Consider the following 19,889-nt stretch of genomic DNA (forward strand, 5'->3'; position numbering starts at 1 on the left):
GCTATACCGAGGACCAGCCCCTGCATCAAAAGCGGCTGCTGGAGCCGTCCTTTGGGGACGGCGACTTCCTGTTGCCGGCCATTGGACGGCTTTTGGCAGCATGGCAGGCCGCTGGCGGTCATCCAGGAGCGGCACTGGATGATCTAGGGCCAGCTATTCGGGCAGTCGAGTTGCACCGAGAGAGCTTCGTGAACACCCGGTCAGCCGTAATCCAGCGCTTAAGGCAAGAAAGCATCACCACAGAGGATGCCACTGCTCTCGCTGATCAATGGTTGATTCAGGACGATTTCCTGCTCACCGCGCTGGAAGGGAATTTCGACTTTGTGGTCGGCAACCCGCCCTATGTGCGGCAGGAGCTGATTCCCGCGCCCTTGCTGGTCGAGTATCGACGTCGTTATCGGACCTTGTATGACCGGGCGGACCTTTACATTCCATTCATCGAACGTTCGCTGCGGCTGCTTGCGGAGAGCGGCAACCTGAGCTTCATCTGTGCCGACCGCTGGATGAAGAACCGTTACGGCGGGCCCTTGCGCGAGCTCGTCGCCGATCAGTTCCATCTGAAAGTATATGTGGACATGGTAGGTACGGACGCATTTCATAGTGAAGTCAGTGCCTACCCGGCGATTACCGTCATCAGCCGCGAAAAATCCGGCCCTACCCGCATTGCGCATCGTCCCTCACTGGATCGTGGAACATTGGCCGATCTGGCAAAAGACCTGAAGGCGCATCAGCTCCTCCAGGACGGCCCCGTGCGGGAGCAGGTCTGCGTTGCCCGCAAGGCCGAGCCCTGGATACTCGAATCATCGGATCAGATGGCGTTGATCCGACGGCTGGAACAGCAGTTTCCCACGCTGGAGGAGGCATCCTGCAAGGTCGGTATTGGTGTGGCAACCGGGGCGGATCAGGCGTTCATTGGGAACTACGATGCGCTGGATGTCGAGTCGGATCGCAAACTGCCACTGGTCACCACGCGGGACATCATGAGCGGCGAGGTACGGTGGCGCGGCCAGGGGGTTATCAACCCGTTTGCGGAGGATGGCGGCTTGGTCGATCTGCGGGCCTATCCACGCCTGCATCGTTACCTTGAAGCACGCAAGGATATCATTGCGGGCCGCCATTGCGCCCAAAAGAACCCGGCCAATTGGTATCGCACTATCGACCGCATCCACCCGGCCCTCGCATCCATGCCGAAGCTTCTGATCCCGGACATCAAGGGTGAGGCGCATATCGTGTTCGAGCGTGGCGAATTGTATCCGCATCATAATCTATACTATGTCATCTCGCACACTTGGGAGCTGCGCGCCTTGCAGGCCGTACTCCTGTCCGATATCGCCCGCCTTTTCATTACCAGCTACTCGACAAAGATGCGCGGGGGATACTTGCGCTTTCAGGCCCAATACCTGCGGCGCATCCGCATTCCCCACTGGCAGGCGGTCCCCGAGGCATTGCGGCAGGCGCTCAAGGAAGCAGCCGAGAGCCGGGACTTGCAAGCCTGCAATAAAGCTGTATTCAGGCTCTACGACCTGACTCCCGAGGGGCTTTATTGCCCTGGTGCTTGATCTCGTGCGGGCAAACGGGCTTGCGCATGCGCAGATCCACCAAAGTCGTACCGTCTTAACCCTGCCAGGCTACTTCCGGCCGACAAAATTGTGGGATCTGCTCGTGATCCATCAAGGGGAGCTGATTGCCGCCATCGAGCTGAAGAGTCAGGTAGGCCCGTCCTTCGGCAATAATTTCAACAACCGAACGGAAGAAGCCATAGGCACCGCACACGATTTCTGGACCGCTTACCGCGAGCGCGCTTTCGGTAAACAACCCCGCCCCTTCGCCGGCTGGCTGATGCTTGTTGAAGATGCCCCGCAATCCCGATCACCGGTCAGGGACAGTTCTCCTCATTTTCCAGTCTTCGAGGAGTTCAAGGGCGCATCATACCTCAAGCGGTACGAACTGTTGTGCCAACGGCTCATCCAGGAACAGTTGTATACGACAGCGGCGGTTATAGCTTCACCCAGGAGCGCAGTAAAAACGGGAGAGTTTACGGAGCTATCGCCGATGACGGGCCTCAAGACCTTTGTCACTGCGCTTGCGGGCCACATAGCGGCCGAAGCGGCACGTCTGGGATAGCTCAAGCTGAGACACTTCAATCAGCGCTAAGCACAGGACAACACGCTCTGCAAAAACGGCTCAAGCAGGGTGGCTGCACCGACCGCCATGCGCCGGGGCGCGATCGGGCGGCATGAGTTGGAGCCTGTTCAGGCGGGTTCCAGTTCGATCTTCAGCTTTTTGCCGAGCGCTGCCGCCGCGCCGGCCAGTGTGGTCAAGGTCAGGCTGGTGTCCTTTTCATCCAGCAGGCGGTTGAGTGCTGCCCGGCTGGTGTGCATCTTGGCAGCCAGCTCGGTTTTGGTCAGGTGCTGCGCCTTCATCTCCTGGGCGATCTGCCAGGCGATCACCCGCTTGACCGCCACCGCGGTCACCTCTTCGAGCATGGCCTCTTCTGCCAGAAAGTCGTCAAAGCTACTGCCGATGTGCTGCTCGCTCATCGTTGGTTCCTCCGCAGCCAGCCGAATTGTACCGTCTTGATATCCTCACCAATGATTTTGCGGTCGGCAGCGGGCAGTGCCTTCAGCCACTCACGTACCGGTTCGGCGCCTACTTCTGTGCGGTAGAATCGGACATCCAGGATAGGCGGGTTCATGGGTATGAATGTACCATCTTTGGTACACGACATCAACACATCCAAAGAAGGTAGCCAGCATGGCGGGCGGAGCGACGCAATACCGGCCTGTGTCTTCACAAGGGCTAAGCCAGGCTCCCGATCTGTAGGCACGAAAACAACATCTGATATATCCTTGAGGTATCCCCTCCCGGAGAGAGGCCCCTTCCCATGCGTACGACCCTGAATATCGATGACCAGTTGCTGAACGAAGCTCAACGCATCACCGGTATGACCGAGAAAACCGCTTTGGTACAGGAAGGATTGCGCGCCCTGATCGAACGCGAGAGTGCCCGGCGACTGGCGCGGCTGGGCGGCAGTGAGCCGCGACTGAAACCAGTATCCCGGCGGAAAAATCAGCGGCAGGACAGCTATTGAGGCATTCCATGAAAATCAGCGTTGAAACCACTGTCGCAGCACCCATCGAGCAAGTCTGGCGTGCCTACACGACACCCGAGCACATCAAGCAGTGGAATACCGCGTCCGAAGATTGGCACACGACCGCGGCCAGTGTGGATCTGCGCGTTGGGGGTGCCTTCTGCTCGCGCATGGAGGCAAAGGACGGCAGCATGGGGTTTGATTTCGCCGGAACCTATACCAGAATCGTAGAGCACGAGCTGATTGAGTATTCCTTTGGCGATCGGACGGCGCAAGTCGAATTTGCCGATAGCCCGGAAGGTGTCAGGGTGCGCGTCACCTTCGACAGCGAAACGACGTTTTCCACCGAGCAGCAACAGCAAGGCTGGCAGGCCATTCTCAACAACTTCGCGCGTTACGTTGAGGCCATGCGGTAACCGCCTGGCGCTCAAACTAGACGCCGGCAGCCCGCGCTACTAACTGGCTGCCCGACTGCCGGCAACCCTCCATCCGCCACAGACGCTTCCCGATCCGCACGCGCCAGCAGCACGCGCAGGGCCTGGTCCTTGCTGTCGTAGAGATTTTCCTTGCCCAGCAGTTCCTCAAGCCCGCCAGCCTGGAAAGCAACGCGTACCTGCTTCTTGAGTCCGCTGAAAGCGAGCGTCACTCCCGACTCGCGCAAGATCTGCGCGACTTCCCGAATCTTCTCCTCGCCCGTGGCATCGATGTGGTTGATGCCGCTGCCGACGATCAGCAGGGTGTCGGCCTTCGGGAAACGTGCTCTTGCTTCCAGAACGATGTCGTCAAAGTAGGCCACGTTGGCGAACACCAGGGAACCATCGAAGCGGATGGGCACCACCCGCTCGCTCAGAGGCTCAAGGCCGTGCGTATCTAGGCCGGCAAGCACGCCATCCTCACGCCTGCCGAGGATTTCGGCGCGCGGCTTCATGGTCTTGAAGAGGAAGGCGACTGCTGTCAGCAGCACGCCAAGCAGGATGCCATTGGCAATGGATGGCGCCATGAACAGGGTGGCCACAAAAGTCGCAATGCCAATCACAGCACCACTGCGGTCCACGCGCCAGGCATGGATCAGTGGCTTGACCCGGATCAGTCCGAATACCGCCATCATCACGATCACCGCCAGCACTGCCTGGGGCAGGTGGTGCAGCAGCGGCGTAAAGAACAGCAGTACCAGAACGACGGCCATGGCGCTGATGATGGCGTAGAACCCGGTGCGCGCCCCGGCGCGGGCGGCCACGGCGGAACGCGAGAAGGAACCGCTCACGGCATAGGCCCCGAAAAAGCTGCCCACGGTGTTTGCCAGCCCCTGGCCGATGATCTCCTTATTGATGTCGACGCGCTGCCGGGTCTTGGCGGCAATCGCCTTGGAGATGGAAACCGCTTCCATCAGACCGATCAGCGCCATCACCAGGGCGGATGGCAGGAGCGGCAGCAGCACATCCCAGTGAATCTTCGGTGCATCGAAGGTCGGCAGCCCCTGGGGGATATCGCCCACCACGACACCGCCCGCGGAAAGCACGATGCCGCCCTGCTTGACCCCGTCGAAGTGCCAGTTACGGCCAAGCTTGGGCGCGCCCTCGGGGAGGCTGCCGGCGCGATGGAAACGCATCACCCCGCCGGCATCGACGCGTTCGAGCGGAATGGCGTGGAGGCGTACCCGCCGCTGATCGTTGTCGCCGCGCAGCAGCTTGGCTTGCGCACGCAGCAACTCGATTTCATTCTCGACCCGCATGGCATGCATTGGATCCCGAAGCTCGTCACCGGCTTTCAGCAAGGCCGTGAGCTCCGCGCCCTTGGCCGCTGCTGCCGCGTTGAGGGCATCTATCTTCGCTGCTGTCTGGCGATATCCTTCGATCAGCGCCGCAGCCTGCCTGTCCATAATGGCCGTGGACGGCACCTCGACCCGGCGCTCAAAACCGATGAAGGCACTCACCGCCGTCGCCAGGACCACCGCGATCAGGAGCACGGGCAGGCGCGGGGCGACCCGACCGAGCCACCAGATCAAGGCCCAGGTCCCAGCGGCGAACGCCAGGGTGGGCAGGTGCGTCTGCGGCAGCTGCGAGATGACGCCCCAGAGGTCGGCCAGATAGAAGTCGCTGCGCGGCATCGGCACGCCGATGATCTGGTTGAGCAGCGACAAGCCGATGATCAGCGCCGCGGCATTGGTAAAGCCGACCATGACCGGGCTCGACACGAAGTTGACCAGCAGCCCCAGGCGGGCCAGTCCGAGTCCCAGGCGCAGGATGCCCACCATGAGCGCAAGCAGGATCGAGATTTCGATGTAAGTGACGCTACCGGGCGCGGCCAGCGGAATCACGGCGGCAGCGGACAGCAGGGACAGCATGGCGACCGGGCCCGTGTGCAACTGCGGACAGGAGCCCCAGAGCGCCCCGACGATCACCGGCACGAAGGAGGCGTAGAGACCGTAGACGACGGGCAGACCCGCAAGCTGCGCGTAGGCCATGGACTGCGGCACCAGGATGAGCGCGACGGTAATGCCAGCCACGAGGTCAACGCGCAGGGAGCTGCGCATCTGGGGCAGCCATGCCAGGAAAGGAAACGCGGTTTGCAATACCTTCATTGTTATCCAGAAATTCCGTGTTGCATTTCAAAAAGTAAAAACTGCATGCAATTATAGGTCAGACACGCCGAGGATGCGGCCAGACTGCCCATACTTTTGCCAGACTTTCCGGACTTTACTTCGTCTTGCCGGCACTCCACAATCTTCCCGGACCTGGACGCTGTACTGACAAGAAAACAGAAAGGGTACAAACCATGGAATTTATGGATATCTTCACCAGCCCGGAGCTGTTGCTCGCGCTGGCAACCCTTGCCGCGCTCGAGATCGTGCTCGGCATCGACAACATCATCTTCATCTCGATCGTCACCGGCAAGCTTCCGGAAAATCAAAGGGTTTCGGCCCGGCGCCTCGGCATTGCACTCGCCGCGATCACCCGCATCATGCTGCTCTTTTCGCTGGCCTGGATCATCGGGTTGACCGCGACCTTGTTCGAGGTCTTCGGCAATGCCATTTCCTGGCGCGACATCATCCTCATTGCCGGTGGCGCATTCCTGATCGTGAAAAGCGCGATGGAGATGCACGACAAGCTGGAAGGACCGGGTCACGGCGAGCGCAGCGTGGCCGCCCAGATCGGCTTTGCCGGTGCCATCCTGCAGATTCTCATGCTGGATGTGGTGTTCTCGCTGGATTCGGTGATCACCGCCATTGGCATGGTGGATCGCCTGGAGGTCATGATCCTGGCCGTGCTGGTGGCAGTGGGCGTGATGGTGATCTTTGCCAATCCAGTCGGCAACTTTGTCGAGAAGCATCCGACCATCCAGATGCTGGCCCTGAGCTTTCTGCTGCTGATCGGCACGGTGCTGATCGCCGATGGCTTTGATTTTCATATTCCCAAGGGCTACGTCTATTCAGCCATCGCCTTTGCGACCGTGGTCGAGCTATTGAACATCCGGCTCAGGAAAAAGTCGGTTCCCGTGCAGATGCATGACGCCAACAGGCTGGATCAGGGGGAATGATCGCACCGGGCAGGCTGGACCCCCCGGCCCGCTTCATCACCTTGGCCAGGGCGATTCGTTAAGCCAAAACGGTCAGGTGCTGGACCTTTCCCGGCCATTACGGCAGACTTGCCGACAGCTAGGCGTCGCTGATCAGCAGCCACGTCAATATCTGCTATAAAGTACTTTTTGAACAACGGGATTCGCTCATGCGGTGGCAAGGGGGGCCGGCACGGCCGAGCTTGGTGCCGGGCGGGTCGGGCACGGATGGGAGAGGCATTGGCGCACGAGGCACAACAGGCGAATCGCGCGGACAGGGGCAGCATCCTGGTCCTGCATGGTCCCAACCTCAATCTCCTCGGTATCCGCGAGCCTGGCCACTATGGCCGGCAGACGCTTGCGGAGATCGATGAGATGCTGCAGCGCCAGGCCGCGGCTTGGCAATTGTCGCTGAGCAGCTTCCAGAGCAATGCCGAGCATGCCCTGATCGAGCGCATTCATGCCGCGCGTGAAAACACCGATTGCATCATCATCAATCCCGCGGCCTTTACGCATACCAGCGTGGCCCTGCGAGATGCCCTGGCCGGCGTGGCCATTCCCTTCATCGAGGTGCACCTGTCGAACGTACACGCGCGGGAGCCCTTCCGCCGCCAGTCGTACTTTTCGGATCTCGCCCTGGGCGTGATCAGCGGCTTCGGCGCCCATAGTTATGTTTTGGCCCTGGATGCCGCCAGACACTGGCTCCAGGCACGATCTCCCCAATAATTATCCTTAATCCGAGAAAATCATGGACATTCGCAAGATTCAGCGCCTGGTGGAAATTCTCCAAGATTCGGACGTGACCGAGTTCGAGTTCAGCGAAGGTGAGCAGCGTATCCGCATCTGCCGCGGCACGCCGGCCGCGCCGATGCAGGCAGCGCCGGTCTACGCACCCATGCCGGGACCGGTGCAGGGCGTGGTGCCCGCTGCCGTACAGCCGGCCGCAGGCGTTGCTTCGGCCAGCATCGACATCACCGGACACGTGGTCAAATCCCCCATGGTCGGCACCTTCTATCGTTCTCCCTCGCCCGAGGCCGAGCCCTTCGTGCAGGAAGGCGATCTGGTCAAGAGCGGCCAGGCGCTTTGCATCATCGAGGCCATGAAACTCCTCAACGAAATCGAAGCCGACGTGAGTGGCCGCATCGTCAAGGTCCTCGCGGAAAACGGCCAGCCGGTGGAATACGGCGAGCCGCTGTTCGTCATCGACGTCAACGGTTGAATCATGTTTGACAAGATCGTCATCGCCAACCGGGGCGAAATCGCCCTGCGCATCCAGCGTGCCTGCCGCGAGCTGGGCATCAAGACCGTGGCCATACATTCCGAGGCCGACCGCGACCTGACCCATGTCAAGCTCGCCAACGAGTCCGTCTGCATCGGCCCCGGCCCTTCCGACAAGAGTTACCTCAACGTACCTTCGGTGATTGCCGCAGCCGAGGTCACCGATGCCGAGGCCATCCACCCTGGCTACGGCTTTCTGAGTGAAAACGCCGATTTCGCCGAGCGCGTGGAGAAAAGCGGCTTCGTGTTCATCGGACCGCGCCCCGAAACCATTCGGCTGATGGGCGACAAGGTCGCCGCCAAGGCCGCCATGAAGGCCGCCGGCGTGCCCTGCGTGCCGGGCTCGGACGGGGCGCTTCCCGATGACGAGAATGAAATCCGCCGGCTGGGCCGCGAGGTCGGCTATCCGGTCATCATCAAGGCCGCCGGTGGCGGCGGTGGACGCGGCATGCGCGTGGTGCATACCGAGGCCAACCTCATCAGCTCGGTGAACCTCACCCGCGCCGAGGCCAGCAAGGCCTTCGGCAATCCCATGCTGTATATGGAGAAGTTCCTGGAGACGCCGCGCCACATCGAGTTCCAGGTGCTGGCCGACGAGCACGGCAATGTCATTCACCTGGGCGAGCGTGACTGCTCGGTGCAGCGCCGCCACCAGAAGGTGATCGAGGAAGCGCCCGCTCCCGGCATCACGGAAAAGGTGCGCCGGCAGATGGGCGAGGTGGTGGTCAAGGCCTGCAAGCGCATCAATTATCGCGGCGTGGGCACCTTCGAGTTCCTGATGGATACCCGCGACGGCAAGTTCTACTTCATCGAGATGAATACCCGCGTGCAGGTCGAGCATCCGGTCACCGAGATGATCACCGGCATCGACATCGTCAAGGAACAGATCCGCATTGCCGCTGGCCTGCCGCTCTCGGTGCGCCAGGATGATGTGCGCTTTCAGGGCCATGCCATCGAATGCCGCATCAATGCCGAGGACCCGGAGAAGTTCGTCCCCTCGCCGGGGCGCATCACTGGCTATCATACGCCGGGAGGGCCGGGCATCCGGGTGGATTCGCATATCTATGCCGGCTACTCGGTCCCGCCCTACTATGATTCCATGATCGGCAAGCTCATTGCCCACGGCAAGGATCGCAACGAGGCCCTGGCACGGATGCGCAGCGCCCTGCAGGAACTCGTGGTAGACGGCATCAAGACCACCATCCCCCTGCATCGTCGCATTCTGAACGAAACCGGCTATATTCAGGGAGGAGTGAACATCCACTACCTGGAAGGATTGCTGTCCCTGTGAGCGCAACAGAGGGTCCGCGGCAGTGGCTCCAGCTCCGGCTGGAGATCGGCAAGGCAGAACAGGAGGCGCTGGAAGGCGCCCTGTTTGACTGCGGCGCCCTGGCGGTGAGTCTTGAGGACGCCGGTGACGAGCCGGTGTTCGAGGAGGGTGAGACCTGGACCCGCGGCATTCTCGTGGCCCTGTTTGATCCGGCGGAGCACCAGCAAGCCGAGGTGCTTGCCTGCCTGCGGGAAGCCATCCCCGGTTTCGAGGGCACACCGAGCTTTGAGATCCTGCAGGAACAGGACTGGGTGGCCCTGACCCAGGCGCAGTTTCAGCCAAGGCAATTTGGCAAGCGGCTCTGGGTGCTGCCGACCTGGTCGGATGCGCCCGCCAATGCAGAGATCCTGCTGCGCCTGGACCCGGGGCAGGCCTTCGGTACCGGCGCCCATCCGACCACCACGCTTTGCCTGGAGTGGCTGGATCAGCAGGTACAAGGTGGCGAGCTGGTCCTTGATTACGGCTGTGGCTCGGGGATTCTCGCCATTGCCGCCCTGCTCCTGGGCGCAAAAGAAGCCTTTGGGGTGGACACCGATCCGGTGGCACTGGAAGTGGCGCGGGAAAACGCGCGCATGAATGGCGTTGAAGACCGGCTCTGGCTGGGCCTGCCGGCGGAATTCATGGCACAACATGGCAACCTGGAGCCGGACCTGCTGGTCGCCAACATCCTGGCAGGCCCCCTGCGCGAACTGGCGCCCGAACTCGCCAGCCACTGCCGCCCGGGCGGACAACTCGCGCTGTCGGGTATCCTCGCCGAACAGGCTGACTGGGTCGCCGCCGCGTATGAAAAAAGCTTTGCCTTGGTCCCGCCCGTCCAGCAGGAAGAGTGGATCCGGCTGGAAGGAACACGCAAGTCCTGAGAGTGTCGCATGGAAGTCAGTTGCCCCAGTGTCAGACGCTGTTTGCCGTTGAACTCTGGCCATGAGTATCCCTGAAGATCCCGCTCCTCTGGTGAGCTCGGTCCTATATTGCTACCCTACTGGGTATGCACACCTGCTGGTGACTATCACCGGCAATTTCAGCCCTGCTTAGTTCGCCAAAGACCAGTCAGAGGCAGTCAGACATGCTCAATATCATCGAACTGTCCACCGAAGATGCGGATAACCGGACGCCCAGCCTCGCGGAATGCGTCCAGCAGGCCATCGCCCGTTATCTGGCTGATCTTGGCGAGACGACACCGAGCAATCTCTACGCCCTGACCCTGCAGGAAGTCGAGCGCCCCCTGCTGTTGGAAGTGCTGCGCCGCTGCAATGGTCATCGTGGCATGGCGGCGCAGTGGCTCGGCATCAACCGCAACACCCTGCGCAAGAAGCTGCAGGAACACGGCCTGGACGACAGCGATCTGCATATGCCCGAGCAAATCCCCTAGCGCCGGAACGCCGGGCCGGCTTGCCCCCCTGCCCACTTCGCAATAAACTTCCCGTTTTGCCCGCGCCCCTGCGGGCGTTTGCTTTTTACTGGAAGAACAATGGCTGAGATCAAACGCGCGCTGATCAGCGTGTCCGACAAGACCGGCGTGGTCGAACTTGCCCGCGCCCTGCAGGGTTTCGGGGTCGAGATCCTGAGCACCGGCGGCACTGCGAAGCTGCTGAATGATGCCGGCATTCCGGTCATCGAGGTGGCCGATTACACCGGCTCGCCGGAGATGATGGATGGCCGGCTCAAGACCCTGCACCCGAAGATCCATGGCGGCCTGCTTGGCCGGCGCGATCTGCCCGAGCACGTGGCGCAGATGGCCGAGCACGATATCCCCAACATCGACCTGCTGGTGGTCAATCTCTATCCCTTCGAGGCCACCATCGCCAAACCGGACTGCACCCTGGCGGAAGCCATCGAGCAGATCGACATCGGCGGACCCACCATGCTGCGCGCGGCGGCCAAGAATCATCAGGCCGTGACCGTGGTGGTGGACGCCAGCGACTACGCGCGCGTGCTCGAGGAGATGCGCAAATCGGGTGGCGGCGTCGGCGCGGCCCTGCGCTTCGAGCTGGCGCGCAAGGTGTTTGAGCACACCGCCCATTATGACGGCGCCATCGCCAATTATCTCGGCACCATCCGCAACGATGGCAGCGCGGACAAGTTCCCGCATACCCTGAACCTGCAGTTCGAGCGGGTGCAGGCCATGCGCTACGGCGAAAATCCGCATCAGGACGCCGCCTTCTACCGCGAGGCGTCCTACGACGGCCCAAGCATCGCCAATGCCGATCAGCGCCAGGGCAAGGAACTCTCCTACAACAACGTCGCCGATCTCGACGCCGCCCTGGCCCTGGTGCAGGAGTTCGAGGAACCGGCCTGCGCCATCATCAAGCACGCCAATCCCTGCGGCGCGGCCACTGGCAAGGATCTTGCGGAGGCCTATGAACGCGCCTTCGCCGGCGACCCGGTGTCCGCCTTCGGCGGCATCATCGCCTTCAACCGGCCGCTCGATGGCGCCACCGCCGAGGGTTTGCTGCGACAGTTCATGGAAGCCGTGATCGCGCCCGATATCAGCCCGGAGGCCGCCGCCATCCTCGGCAGCAAGAAGAATGTGCGGGTACTGGCCAGCGGCGCCATGCGGGCAGCCGGCAGCAATGGCTGGGACTTCAAACGGGTGCGCGGCGGGATGCTGGTGCAGGAAATGGACCTGCGCCGGCTTTGTGATGCCGACATTCAGGTCGTCACCGAACGCCAGCCGACCGCCGAGGAACTGGAAGACCTGCGCTTTGCCTGGGCGGTGGTCAAGCACGTGCGCTCCAATGCCATTGTCTACGCCAGGGGTGGTCAGACGCTAGGAATCGGCGCGGGACAGATGAGCCGGGTGGATGCCGCCCGCTTTGGCGCCCTGAAGGCCCAGGATGCCGGTCATGAACTCGCTGGCTGCGCCCTGGCTTCGGACGCCTTCTTTCCCTTCCGCGATGGCGTGGATGCCGCCGCCAAGGCCGGGGTCAAGGCCATCATCCAGCCCGGCGGCTCAATCCGCGACGAGGAAGTGATCCAGGCAGCCAACGAACACGGCATTGCCATGGTCTTTACCGGCGTTCGCCACTTCAAGCACTGAAATCCGATCTTTCAACTCTCTGCGCCCGGCCTCCGCCGGGCGTTTTTCCTGCACGTCAGCCCTGTATCCGCCACTGTCCCAAGCCGTATTTACAAGCTGGATCACGCACGCTAAAAGTGAATGATAACGCGCATGATCTTAATGAGGATTAGTCCGTGCTGGAAAAGCAACCGTCCCGCAGTGAGCAAATGCTTCTTTTCGCACGTAATTTCGTCAAGCATCCCAAGATGCTCGGCTCATTCATCCCCAGTTCGAATTTTTTGATCAACAAGATTCTCGAGCCCGTGGACTGGGCGCGCATGCGTGTGATGGTAGAATATGGGCCCGGGGTGGGAAACATCAGCGCGGAGGTTCTCCGGCGCATGCGGCCCGATGCCCAACTGATCGTGATCGAGACCAATCCGGACTTCGTCCGCTATCTGCAGACGGCCTTCCCGGACCCACGCCTGAAGGTGGTGCATGGTTCGGCCGCGGACACGCCTGAGATTCTGGCGCGTTTTGGCCACCAGCAGGCGGATTATGTGATTTCCGGCATTCCCTTCAGCACCATGCCGCGCGAAGTGCGCGAAAACATCGTGTACACGACACATGCCGTGCTGGCGCCGGGGGGCTGCTTCCTGGTGTATCAGTTCTCGCCCAAGGTGCTGCAGGATCTTGAGCGCACCTTCGCCTGCGTGCAACGCAGTTTCGAGCCCTTCAACATCCCGCCGGCGCATCTCTTTTTCTGCGAACCAAAGACCCTGAGCGCCTGAACGATCGTTGAGGCGCGGGCACCCTGTCCGCTCTGTCAGGCCCCCGGCGGCTGCTCCAGGGCCGCCAGCGCCAGCAGATATATCATCATGGCGCTGTTCTCGGCATCCGGGCTGGGCAGCACCGCGACATCATGCGCAATCACCATGTGCGCCAGCGCCCGGTGAATGTCCATCGGTTGCTGATGGAAACGGGCGGTATAGAGATCGCCCTCGATGATGTAAATCACCTTGGCATATTGTTCGCGCAGTTTCGCGACCTTGCCCCAGATGCTCTTGTCGACCACGCTCAAAATCAGATCGGTGGATGACTTGCGCTCGATGGCCACGCCATTGGGCAATATGTAGTCCCCGACCTCCATCTCCTCGAATGCCAGGCTCAGGCCCTCGATGGCTTCCAGGCTCTTGATGATCTTGCCGCGCTCGCGGGTATCGACACGGATGCTGAATTCAGGCGTGCTCATTTTGTCTCCGATGCTGGGGGCTCCGGGGCCGCCGGGGCGGCCCTGAGCGCAGTGTGCCGCCAGATCAGACCTTGCGGTAGATCTCGGCGCCGGTTTTCACGAACTCCACCGCCTTGGTCTCCATGCCCTTTTGCAGAGCCTCGGCCTCGGCCACGCCCTGGCTGGCAGCGAAATCGCGCACGTCCTGGGTGATCTTCATGGAGCAGAAGTGCGGGCCGCACATGGAACAGAAATGCGCCACCTTGGCGCCCTCCTGCGGCAGGGTGGCGTCATGGAACTCACGCGCCTTCTCGGGATCGAGCCCCAGATTGAACTGATCTTCCCAGCGGAACTCGAAGCGCGCCTTGGAGAGCGCGTTGTCGCGGATCTGCGCGCCGGGGTGTCCCTTGGCGAGATCGGCGGCGTGGGCGGCGAGCTTGTAGGTGATCACGCCTTCGCGCACGTCGTTTTTATCGGGCAAGCCCAGGTGCTCCTTGGGCGTGACGTAGCAGAGCATGGCGGTGCCGTACCAGCCGATCATGGCCGCGCCAATCGCGCTGGTGATGTGGTCATAGCCGGGCGCGATGTCGGTGGTCAGTGGCCCGAGCGTATAGAAAGGCGCTTCCTCGCAGTGCTCGAGCTGCTTGGTCATGTTCTCGTGGATCATGTGCATGGGCACGTGGCCCGGCCCCTCGATCATGACCTGCACGTCGTGCTGCCAGGCGATCCTGGTCAGCTCACCCAGCGTTTCCAGCTCGCCGAACTGGGCGGCGTCATTGGCATCGGCAATCGAGCCGGGCCGCAGGCCATCACCCAGCGAGAAGCTCACGTCATAGGCCTTCATGATCTCGCAGATTTCGGCGAAATGGGTGTAGAGGAAATTCTCCTGGTGATGCGCGAGACACCACTTGGCCATGATCGAGCCACCACGCGAGACGATGCCGGTCACGCGCTTGGCGGTCAGGGGCACGTAACGCAGCAGCACGCCGGCATGGATGGTGAAGTAGTCCACGCCCTGCTCGGCCTGCTCGATGAGCGTGTCGCGGAACAGCTCCCAGGTCAGGTCCTCGGCCTTGCCGTTGACCTTCTCAAGCGCCTGATAGATGGGCACGGTGCCGATCGGCACCGGCGAATTGCGGATGATCCACTCGCGCGTCTCGTGGATGTTCTTGCCGGTGGAAAGATCCATCACCGTGTCCGTGCCCCAGCGGATGGCCCAGACCAGCTTCTCGACCTCTTCCTCGATGCTCGATCCCACCGCCGAGTTGCCGATGTTGGCGTTGATTTTCACCAGGAAGTTGCGGCCGATGATCATCGGTTCGAGTTCGGTGTGATTGATGTTGGCCGGAATGATGGCGCGCCCGCGGGCGATCTCGTCGCGCACGAACTCGGGCGTGATCACTTTGGGGATGCTCGCGCCCCAGGGATTGCCGGCGTGCTGCTTCAAAAGCTCCGGCGCGGTCGCCGCCAGGGCCTCCATGCGCTGGTTCTCGCGGATGGCGACGTACTCCATCTCGGGCGTGATGATGCCCTGGCGGGCATAGTGCATCTGCGTGACATTGGCACCAGCCCTGGCGCGGCGCACCGGATGCGCGCGGCTCAGGCGCAGGGCGGCCAGGGCCGGATCTTCCAGCCGACTGCGGCCGTAATCGGAGCTGATGCCGGGCAGAACCTCGGTATCGTTGCGCGCCTCGATCCAGCTCGCGCGCACGGCTTCGAGCCCCTGGCGCACATCGACGCGGGCATCGGGATCGGTATAGGGGCCGCTTGGGTCATACACGGTGATGGCGGGGTTGGGCTCATCCGCCGTCCCCTGGGCGCCATGTCCGGCGCGGGTCGGGTTCTGCGCGATTTCGCGCATGGGCACGCGTATGTCGGGATGGATGCTGCCGGGGACATAGACCTTGCGCGAGCCCGGCATCGGGCCGGTACTGATGGCGTGAAGCTTCTGATCGTCGACCTGGAGATAATTGGGTTGCGTGGCCATCGCGGCCTCCTTCTGAATGGATAAGCAGGGATGCCGGCGAGCCAGGATACTGGACCGTTTCCCTCCGCCGGCATGACCCGGATCAGGTTCAAAGGGTCGGCTCGCGCCTCTCAGCCCCAAAGAGCTCCCCTAACGTACCCGACAAAGTATCCAAGCGGGCGGAGGCTGTCAACCGCGATCAGGAAAGGGCAAGAGCTTCAGAGTCCAGGCCAGGGCGCCGCGGTTGGCGTCCACCACGGCCATGCCGTTCGCGCCCACCGCCTGCGCGGCCTGCGGCTGTGCCAGCCAGTCCTGCAAGCGTCTTTGCAGGGCCTGGGCATCCGGGACCTCGATACCGGCATCGGCCGCAAGCAGCTTGGCGCGGATCTCGCGAAAGTTGTGCATGTAGGGACCGAAGCTGACCGGCTTGCCCAGGGCCGCGGGCTCCAGCACGTTATGCCCGCCCACGGGCACGAAGCTGCCACCCACAGTCACCACGTCGGCTGCGGCATAAAAACCGGACAGCTCGCCCAGGGTATCGCCCAGCAGCACGGCATGATGCGATTGCGGGACCTCCTTGCGGCCATGGCGCACGAAGGACAGGCCGCGTGCTTCGATCAGCGCCGCCACGGCCTCGAAGCGCTGCGGATGGCGCGGCACCAGCACCAGCAGCAGATCCGGAAAACGGGTACGCAAGCCGTCCAGCACATCCAGAGCCAGCGCCTCCTCGCCCTCATGGGTGGAGCCGAACACCCAGACCTGTCGTCCGCCCCAGGCCCGGCGCAGGGCGCGGCCCTGCACGAAGGACTCGCTCTGGTCCGGCAGGTCGAACTTGAGATTGCCGGTGACGTAGACATTCCCGGCGCCCAGGGCGCGGAAACGGGCGGCATCATCCTCGCTCTGGGCGGCAATCAGGGCCAGATCCCTGAGCGCCGGGCCGATCAACTTGATAAAGCGCCGATAGCCCTTGGACGAACGGTCCGACAAGCGCGCGTTCACCAGCGCCATCGGCACCCGCAGGCAGGCCGCCGCATGATAGAGGTTGGGCCAGACCTCGGTCTCCATGACGATGCCGAGCAGCGGGCGGTTGCGCTTCAAAAAGCGCCTGACGGCAAAGGGCAGGTCATAGGGGGCATAGACGTGCCGCACCAAACCCTTGAGCCGCTGCTGCACGACTTCGGCGCCGGTGGGCGTGACGGTCGTCATCAGGATGGGATGCTCCGGGTAGCGCGCCCGCAGCGCCTGCACCAGCGGGACCGCCGCCAGGGACTCGCCGACGCTCACGGCATGCACCCAGATGGGTGGCTCACTGGCACGCGGCACGAAACCGAAGCGCTGCCACCAGCGGTCGCGGTAGCGGCGGTCCAGCAGCGCCCGGCCGGCAAGATAGATCAGCAGCAGGGGGGTGATCAGGCGCAGCAGCCAGGCGTAGGGGGTGCGGTTCACGCGGGCAAGATCACTTATTCGACAAGAAAAATGGTTTCGATGCCCAAAATACTGGCCGAACGCGCGAGCTGCTCATCGGCGGTCACCAGCGGCAGGCTCTCGAAAGCCGCAGTCGCCAGATGCAAGGCATCCAGCGTACGCAGTGGCAAGTCAAAGCGCCCGATCCACTCCCGGGCCAGGCGGTAATGCGCGGAACGGAGACTCAGGCGTGAGAAGATGCCATCCTCGACATGGCGGAGGAACAAGGTCGCAATGCGTTGCGCGCCAGATGGGGTCAGAGCATGCTCCCGTACCTTGCGAGCCAGGGCGGAATGCAGCTCGACCTCCACAGCTTCGCTGATCACCCGCTGCGATTGCGCCTGCAGTATCTGTTGCACCCGCGCGCTGAGCGGTTCCGGATAGTAGTAGGGCACGAGCGCGCTGGTATCCAGATAGATCAATAGCGCTCCTCCGCCCGATTGCGCTGCAACGCGGTCCGCAGACTTTCTCCCTGGATTTCCAGGGATTCCCGGAAAGCACTCAGATCCGGCACTGCCGGTCGCCCGGACAGGGGTGGCAGGATGCGGGCTACGGCCTTGCCTCGTCGCGTGATGATGACCTCTTCCCCACTGGCAACCTGTTCCAGCATGGTTCGGAAATGCTCACGCGCCTCCTTGATACTGGTTTCCATATCAGCTCCTTATGTACATATTCATTGTACACCCAAGGGGCTGGACAAACCACTTATTGATAGCGCATGTGCTGCCCGCCCACCAAAGCTCATGTCCTCAGCCCGATATCAAGGTGCCATGAGGAATGGTGTATTTGACCCAGGCGGAAAGCTACGTTAACGTATTCATTTACATATTTATTCACAAAAGGAGGTAAGCATGAGCATCGACACCTCTGATATCGTGCCTTTCAGCCAAGTGCGCTCTCGATTGACGGAGCTTGCCGAAGCCGCAAAGTCTGGCCGGGAAAAGATCGTGACCCGCAATGGCGAGGCATACGTCGCCCTGATCGATGCCAGCCGTCTGGATTATTACCATCGGCTCGAACGAGAGCACATCCATTTACTATTACTGCAGGAAGTCAGCACCGCGTTGACGGACATACAGGCAGGGCGGCTAAGCAGCATAGAGTCGCTGCGTGCCAAATACGGGCGTGAATGATGGGAAGCCAGGTCACCATTCACGTCACCCGTAACCTGGAGACGAATCTCGAGCAAATCAGAACCTTCCTGCTTGAAAAAGACTTGCCCAAAAGGTTCGACCACCTGCTGGACCTGCTTTTTGAGCAGCTGGTACCCAATCTGGAGAGGTTTCCTAGAATGGGTCGCGACTTCCTGGCCCACGAACCGCTCTCCGTCGAGGGTCTGGCAAGGTTGCGCGGTCTGGTTGCCAGTTTTCCAGTCGATGAGATCAGGGAATACCCCTTCGACGATTATTTGCTTCTTTACGCCTTGCGCGGCCACGACCTATACCTGTTATCCCTCAAGCATCATCGCCAGTTGTCCTTCGATTTCCAGGCTTTCTGGCGCTAGGCCCCTCCCCGTATTCTGCGGATGATGTCGCTGGAGCTCAGGTTTTCGAGCAAGGGTATGATCACCACCCGGCCATTCCAGTTCCGCATTTCCTGGGCACCCACGACCTGATCCTCGGCATAGTTGCCGCCCTTGACCAGAATGTCCGGTTTCAGGGCGCGAATGAGGCTGGTCGGGGTTTCCTCATCAAAGACAATGACGGCGTCCACCGAGGCGAGCGCCGCCAGCAAATGGGCCCGGTCATCCTGATGCAGGATGGGCCGCCCCTCGCCTTTCAGCGTTCGCACCCAGGTATCGCTGTTCAGCCCCACGATCAGGCGATGCCCTTCCTGCCGCGCCCGCTGCAGCAGCAGCACGTGCCCTGCATGCAGCAGATCAAAGCAGCCATTGGTGAAGACGATCCGCTCGCCTTTGGCACGCCACTCCTCCACCTGTCTTTGCAGTTGTTCCAGCGTATACAGCTTGCTCGAATGCTCGAGACTCTGCTCGACACGCAGGGCCTGGACCAGTTCCGCGCGGGTGATCGGCACCGTGCCCACCTTGCCGACCACCACGCCGGCCGCGATATTAGCCAGATGCAGGGCATCGACCCGGCCAAGCCCCGCCAGCAGGCCGGCCATGGTCGTGGAGATCAGGGTGTCGCCCGCGCCCGAGACGTCGAAGACATCCCGGGCCTGAGCCGGGACATGCACGGCGCCATCGGGCTGCAACAGGCTTGCCCCCTCCTCGCCGCGAGTCGCAATCAGAAAATCGAGCCCCAGATCCATCCTGAGGCGATCGCCGGCTTGCAGCAGCGTCTCCTTGTCCTGGACCGCAACACCGGTGATTTCCGACAGCTCCTTGAGATTGGGGGTCAGGGCCGTGGCACCCCGGTATTTGCCATAATCCTGCCCCTTGGGGTCCACCAGCACGGGAAGGCCCCGTGCACGGGCAAGATCGATCACCTCGCGGCAGACATGCTGGCTCAGCACGCCCTTGGCATAATCGGAGATGATCACGCCGTCTGTATTGGCCATTTGTTCTGCGATGCGGCCGAGCAGGATCGCCTCGGCGGCACTTGCAACCGGATGGCATTCTTCCTTGTCGAAGCGGATCATCTGCTGGTGGCCGCCAATGATGCGCGTCTTGGTGATGGTGGGCCGATCGTCGAGCACCACGACACCTTGGGTATTCACGCCCTCGGATTCCAGCAGGCGGATCAGCATGCGGCGTTCCTGATCATCGCCGACATAGCCCGCGAGACTAACGCGCAGGCCCAGGCGGGCCAGATTCAAAGCGACGTTGCCCGCGCCACCGGCGGCCTCCGTCTCGCGTTTCAGCTTGACCACAGGTACCGGCGCTTCGGGTGAGATGCGTTGCACCTCGCCCCAGATATAGCGATCGAGCAGCAGATCGCCCACCACCAGTACCCGCCGGTGTTCAAAACCGCTATCGACCACCTTCAGCACGGATTCGTAATCGGCAAACATGTT

Annotated in this window: 21 protein-coding genes, 1 pseudogene and 1 riboswitch; of the genes and pseudogenes, 14 read left to right on the forward strand and 8 right to left on the reverse strand. The window is 61.9% G+C overall.

Going from position 1 to position 19,889, the window contains the following annotated elements; translation table 11 throughout:
- The first annotated feature begins 188 nt into the window (after positions 1-188).
- Together WOB96_RS13545 and WOB96_RS13550 are read left to right on the forward strand one after the other, a co-directional pair.
- Positions 189-1,559 carry an Eco57I restriction-modification methylase domain-containing protein gene (locus WOB96_RS13545; RefSeq protein WP_423229752.1) on the forward strand — a complete coding sequence of 457 codons (1,371 nt, stop codon included), beginning with the start codon at positions 189-191 and terminating at the stop codon, positions 1,557-1,559.
- Positions 1,537-2,124: pseudogene (locus tag WOB96_RS13550) on the forward strand (PaeR7I family type II restriction endonuclease); the annotation flags it as partial. The gene WOB96_RS13545 and the pseudogene WOB96_RS13550, both read left to right, overlap by 23 nt.
- A 128-nt stretch (positions 2,125-2,252) precedes the next feature.
- Here the strand turns inward: WOB96_RS13550 and WOB96_RS13555 are convergent.
- On the reverse strand, positions 2,253-2,540 hold the full coding sequence (locus tag WOB96_RS13555) for an XRE family transcriptional regulator (RefSeq protein WP_341371833.1): 288 nt from the start codon (positions 2,538-2,540) through the stop codon (positions 2,253-2,255).
- Between the two features lie 344 nt (positions 2,541-2,884).
- Here WOB96_RS13555 and WOB96_RS13560 point away from each other — a divergent pair, with 344 nt between their 5' ends.
- Both WOB96_RS13560 and WOB96_RS13565 read left to right on the forward strand, forming a co-directional pair.
- On the forward strand, positions 2,885-3,091 hold the full coding sequence (locus WOB96_RS13560; protein ID WP_341371834.1) for a type II toxin-antitoxin system VapB family antitoxin: 207 nt from the start codon (positions 2,885-2,887) through the stop codon (positions 3,089-3,091).
- An 8-nt stretch (positions 3,092-3,099) separates the two neighbouring features.
- Positions 3,100-3,507, forward strand: a complete 408-nt coding sequence (locus WOB96_RS13565; RefSeq protein WP_341371835.1) for an SRPBCC family protein — start codon at positions 3,100-3,102, stop codon at positions 3,505-3,507.
- A gap of 11 nt (positions 3,508-3,518) precedes the next feature.
- Here WOB96_RS13565 and WOB96_RS13570 read toward each other — a convergent pair whose 3' ends face one another.
- The gene (locus WOB96_RS13570; RefSeq protein WP_341371836.1) at positions 3,519-5,672 is read right to left on the reverse strand and encodes a SulP family inorganic anion transporter; all 2,154 of its coding nucleotides are present in this window, start codon (positions 5,670-5,672) and stop codon (positions 3,519-3,521) included.
- A gap of 194 nt (positions 5,673-5,866) precedes the next feature.
- On the opposite strand from WOB96_RS13570, the gene WOB96_RS13575 reads away from it, so the two are divergent.
- The 8 genes from WOB96_RS13575 to WOB96_RS13610 all read left to right on the forward strand — a co-directional run bounded on the left by WOB96_RS13575 (position 5,867) and on the right by WOB96_RS13610 (position 13,043).
- The gene (locus tag WOB96_RS13575; protein ID WP_341371837.1) at positions 5,867-6,628 is read left to right on the forward strand and encodes a TerC family protein; all 762 of its coding nucleotides are present in this window, start codon (positions 5,867-5,869) and stop codon (positions 6,626-6,628) included.
- A 258-nt stretch (positions 6,629-6,886) separates the two neighbouring features.
- Complete coding sequence (gene aroQ / locus WOB96_RS13580; protein ID WP_341371838.1) at positions 6,887-7,372, forward strand: type II 3-dehydroquinate dehydratase; 486 nt, start codon at positions 6,887-6,889, stop codon at positions 7,370-7,372.
- Positions 7,373-7,394: 22 nt separating this feature from the next.
- On the forward strand, positions 7,395-7,865 hold the full coding sequence (gene accB, locus WOB96_RS13585) for an acetyl-CoA carboxylase biotin carboxyl carrier protein (protein WP_341371839.1): 471 nt from the start codon (positions 7,395-7,397) through the stop codon (positions 7,863-7,865).
- Positions 7,866-7,868: 3 nt separating this feature from the next.
- Positions 7,869-9,215 (forward strand): acetyl-CoA carboxylase biotin carboxylase subunit, encoded by a 1,347-nt coding sequence (accC, locus tag WOB96_RS13590; protein WP_341371840.1) that lies wholly within the window; start codon positions 7,869-7,871, stop codon positions 9,213-9,215.
- Positions 9,212-10,114, forward strand: coding sequence for a 50S ribosomal protein L11 methyltransferase (gene prmA, locus WOB96_RS13595; RefSeq protein WP_341371841.1), 903 nt, complete (start codon positions 9,212-9,214; stop codon positions 10,112-10,114). The genes accC and prmA overlap by 4 nt, the downstream gene beginning before the upstream one ends.
- Positions 10,115-10,317: 203 nt before the next feature.
- On the forward strand, positions 10,318-10,623 hold the full coding sequence (locus WOB96_RS13600; RefSeq protein WP_341371842.1) for a helix-turn-helix domain-containing protein: 306 nt from the start codon (positions 10,318-10,320) through the stop codon (positions 10,621-10,623).
- 99 nt (positions 10,624-10,722) lie between these two features.
- Entirely contained in the window at positions 10,723-12,291 is a 1,569-nt protein-coding gene (gene purH, locus WOB96_RS13605; RefSeq protein WP_341371843.1) for a bifunctional phosphoribosylaminoimidazolecarboxamide formyltransferase/IMP cyclohydrolase, read from the forward strand.
- A gap of 188 nt (positions 12,292-12,479) precedes the next feature.
- A complete protein-coding gene (locus WOB96_RS13610; protein ID WP_341371844.1) occupies positions 12,480-13,043 on the forward strand; it encodes a class I SAM-dependent methyltransferase in 564 nt (187 codons plus the stop codon).
- A gap of 35 nt (positions 13,044-13,078) precedes the next feature.
- Here WOB96_RS13610 and WOB96_RS13615 read toward each other — a convergent pair whose 3' ends face one another.
- The 5 genes from WOB96_RS13615 to WOB96_RS13635 all read right to left on the reverse strand — a co-directional run bounded on the left by WOB96_RS13615 (position 13,079) and on the right by WOB96_RS13635 (position 17,565).
- On the reverse strand, positions 13,079-13,504 hold the full coding sequence (locus tag WOB96_RS13615; protein ID WP_341371845.1) for an ERCC4 domain-containing protein: 426 nt from the start codon (positions 13,502-13,504) through the stop codon (positions 13,079-13,081).
- A 64-nt stretch (positions 13,505-13,568) separates the two neighbouring features.
- Positions 13,569-15,470 carry a phosphomethylpyrimidine synthase ThiC gene (gene thiC / locus WOB96_RS13620; protein WP_341371846.1) on the reverse strand — a complete coding sequence of 634 codons (1,902 nt, stop codon included), beginning with the start codon at positions 15,468-15,470 and terminating at the stop codon, positions 13,569-13,571.
- Positions 15,471-15,512: 42 nt separating this feature from the next.
- Positions 15,513-15,611: riboswitch (TPP riboswitch) on the reverse strand.
- 27 nt (positions 15,612-15,638) lie between these two features.
- Complete coding sequence (waaA, locus tag WOB96_RS13625) at positions 15,639-16,895, reverse strand: lipid IV(A) 3-deoxy-D-manno-octulosonic acid transferase (protein ID WP_341371847.1); 1,257 nt, start codon at positions 16,893-16,895, stop codon at positions 15,639-15,641.
- Between the two features lie 14 nt (positions 16,896-16,909).
- Positions 16,910-17,335 (reverse strand): type II toxin-antitoxin system VapC family toxin, encoded by a 426-nt coding sequence (locus WOB96_RS13630; RefSeq protein ID WP_341371848.1) that lies wholly within the window; start codon positions 17,333-17,335, stop codon positions 16,910-16,912.
- Positions 17,332-17,565, reverse strand: coding sequence for a type II toxin-antitoxin system Phd/YefM family antitoxin (locus tag WOB96_RS13635; protein ID WP_341371849.1), 234 nt, complete (start codon positions 17,563-17,565; stop codon positions 17,332-17,334). Before WOB96_RS13635 ends, WOB96_RS13630 begins: the two co-directional genes overlap by 4 nt.
- Before the next feature lie 199 nt (positions 17,566-17,764).
- Here WOB96_RS13635 and WOB96_RS13640 point away from each other — a divergent pair, with 199 nt between their 5' ends.
- Positions 17,765-18,046: a type II toxin-antitoxin system Phd/YefM family antitoxin gene (locus WOB96_RS13640; protein WP_341371850.1), complete on the forward strand. Its 282-nt coding sequence runs from the start codon at positions 17,765-17,767 to the stop codon at positions 18,044-18,046.
- On the forward strand, positions 18,043-18,417 hold the full coding sequence (locus WOB96_RS13645) for a type II toxin-antitoxin system RelE/ParE family toxin (protein WP_341371851.1): 375 nt from the start codon (positions 18,043-18,045) through the stop codon (positions 18,415-18,417). Before WOB96_RS13640 ends, WOB96_RS13645 begins: the two co-directional genes overlap by 4 nt.
- On the opposite strand, the gene hldE is transcribed toward WOB96_RS13645, so the two are convergent.
- Positions 18,414-19,886 carry a bifunctional D-glycero-beta-D-manno-heptose-7-phosphate kinase/D-glycero-beta-D-manno-heptose 1-phosphate adenylyltransferase HldE gene (gene hldE, locus WOB96_RS13650; RefSeq protein WP_341371852.1) on the reverse strand — a complete coding sequence of 491 codons (1,473 nt, stop codon included), beginning with the start codon at positions 19,884-19,886 and terminating at the stop codon, positions 18,414-18,416. The genes WOB96_RS13645 and hldE overlap by 4 nt on opposite strands.
- Positions 19,887-19,889 lie beyond the last annotated feature (3 nt).

Origin of the sequence: Thermithiobacillus plumbiphilus, assembly GCF_038070005.1 — a bacterium.
Classification (GTDB): Bacteria; Pseudomonadota; Gammaproteobacteria; order Acidithiobacillales; family Thermithiobacillaceae; genus JBBPCO01.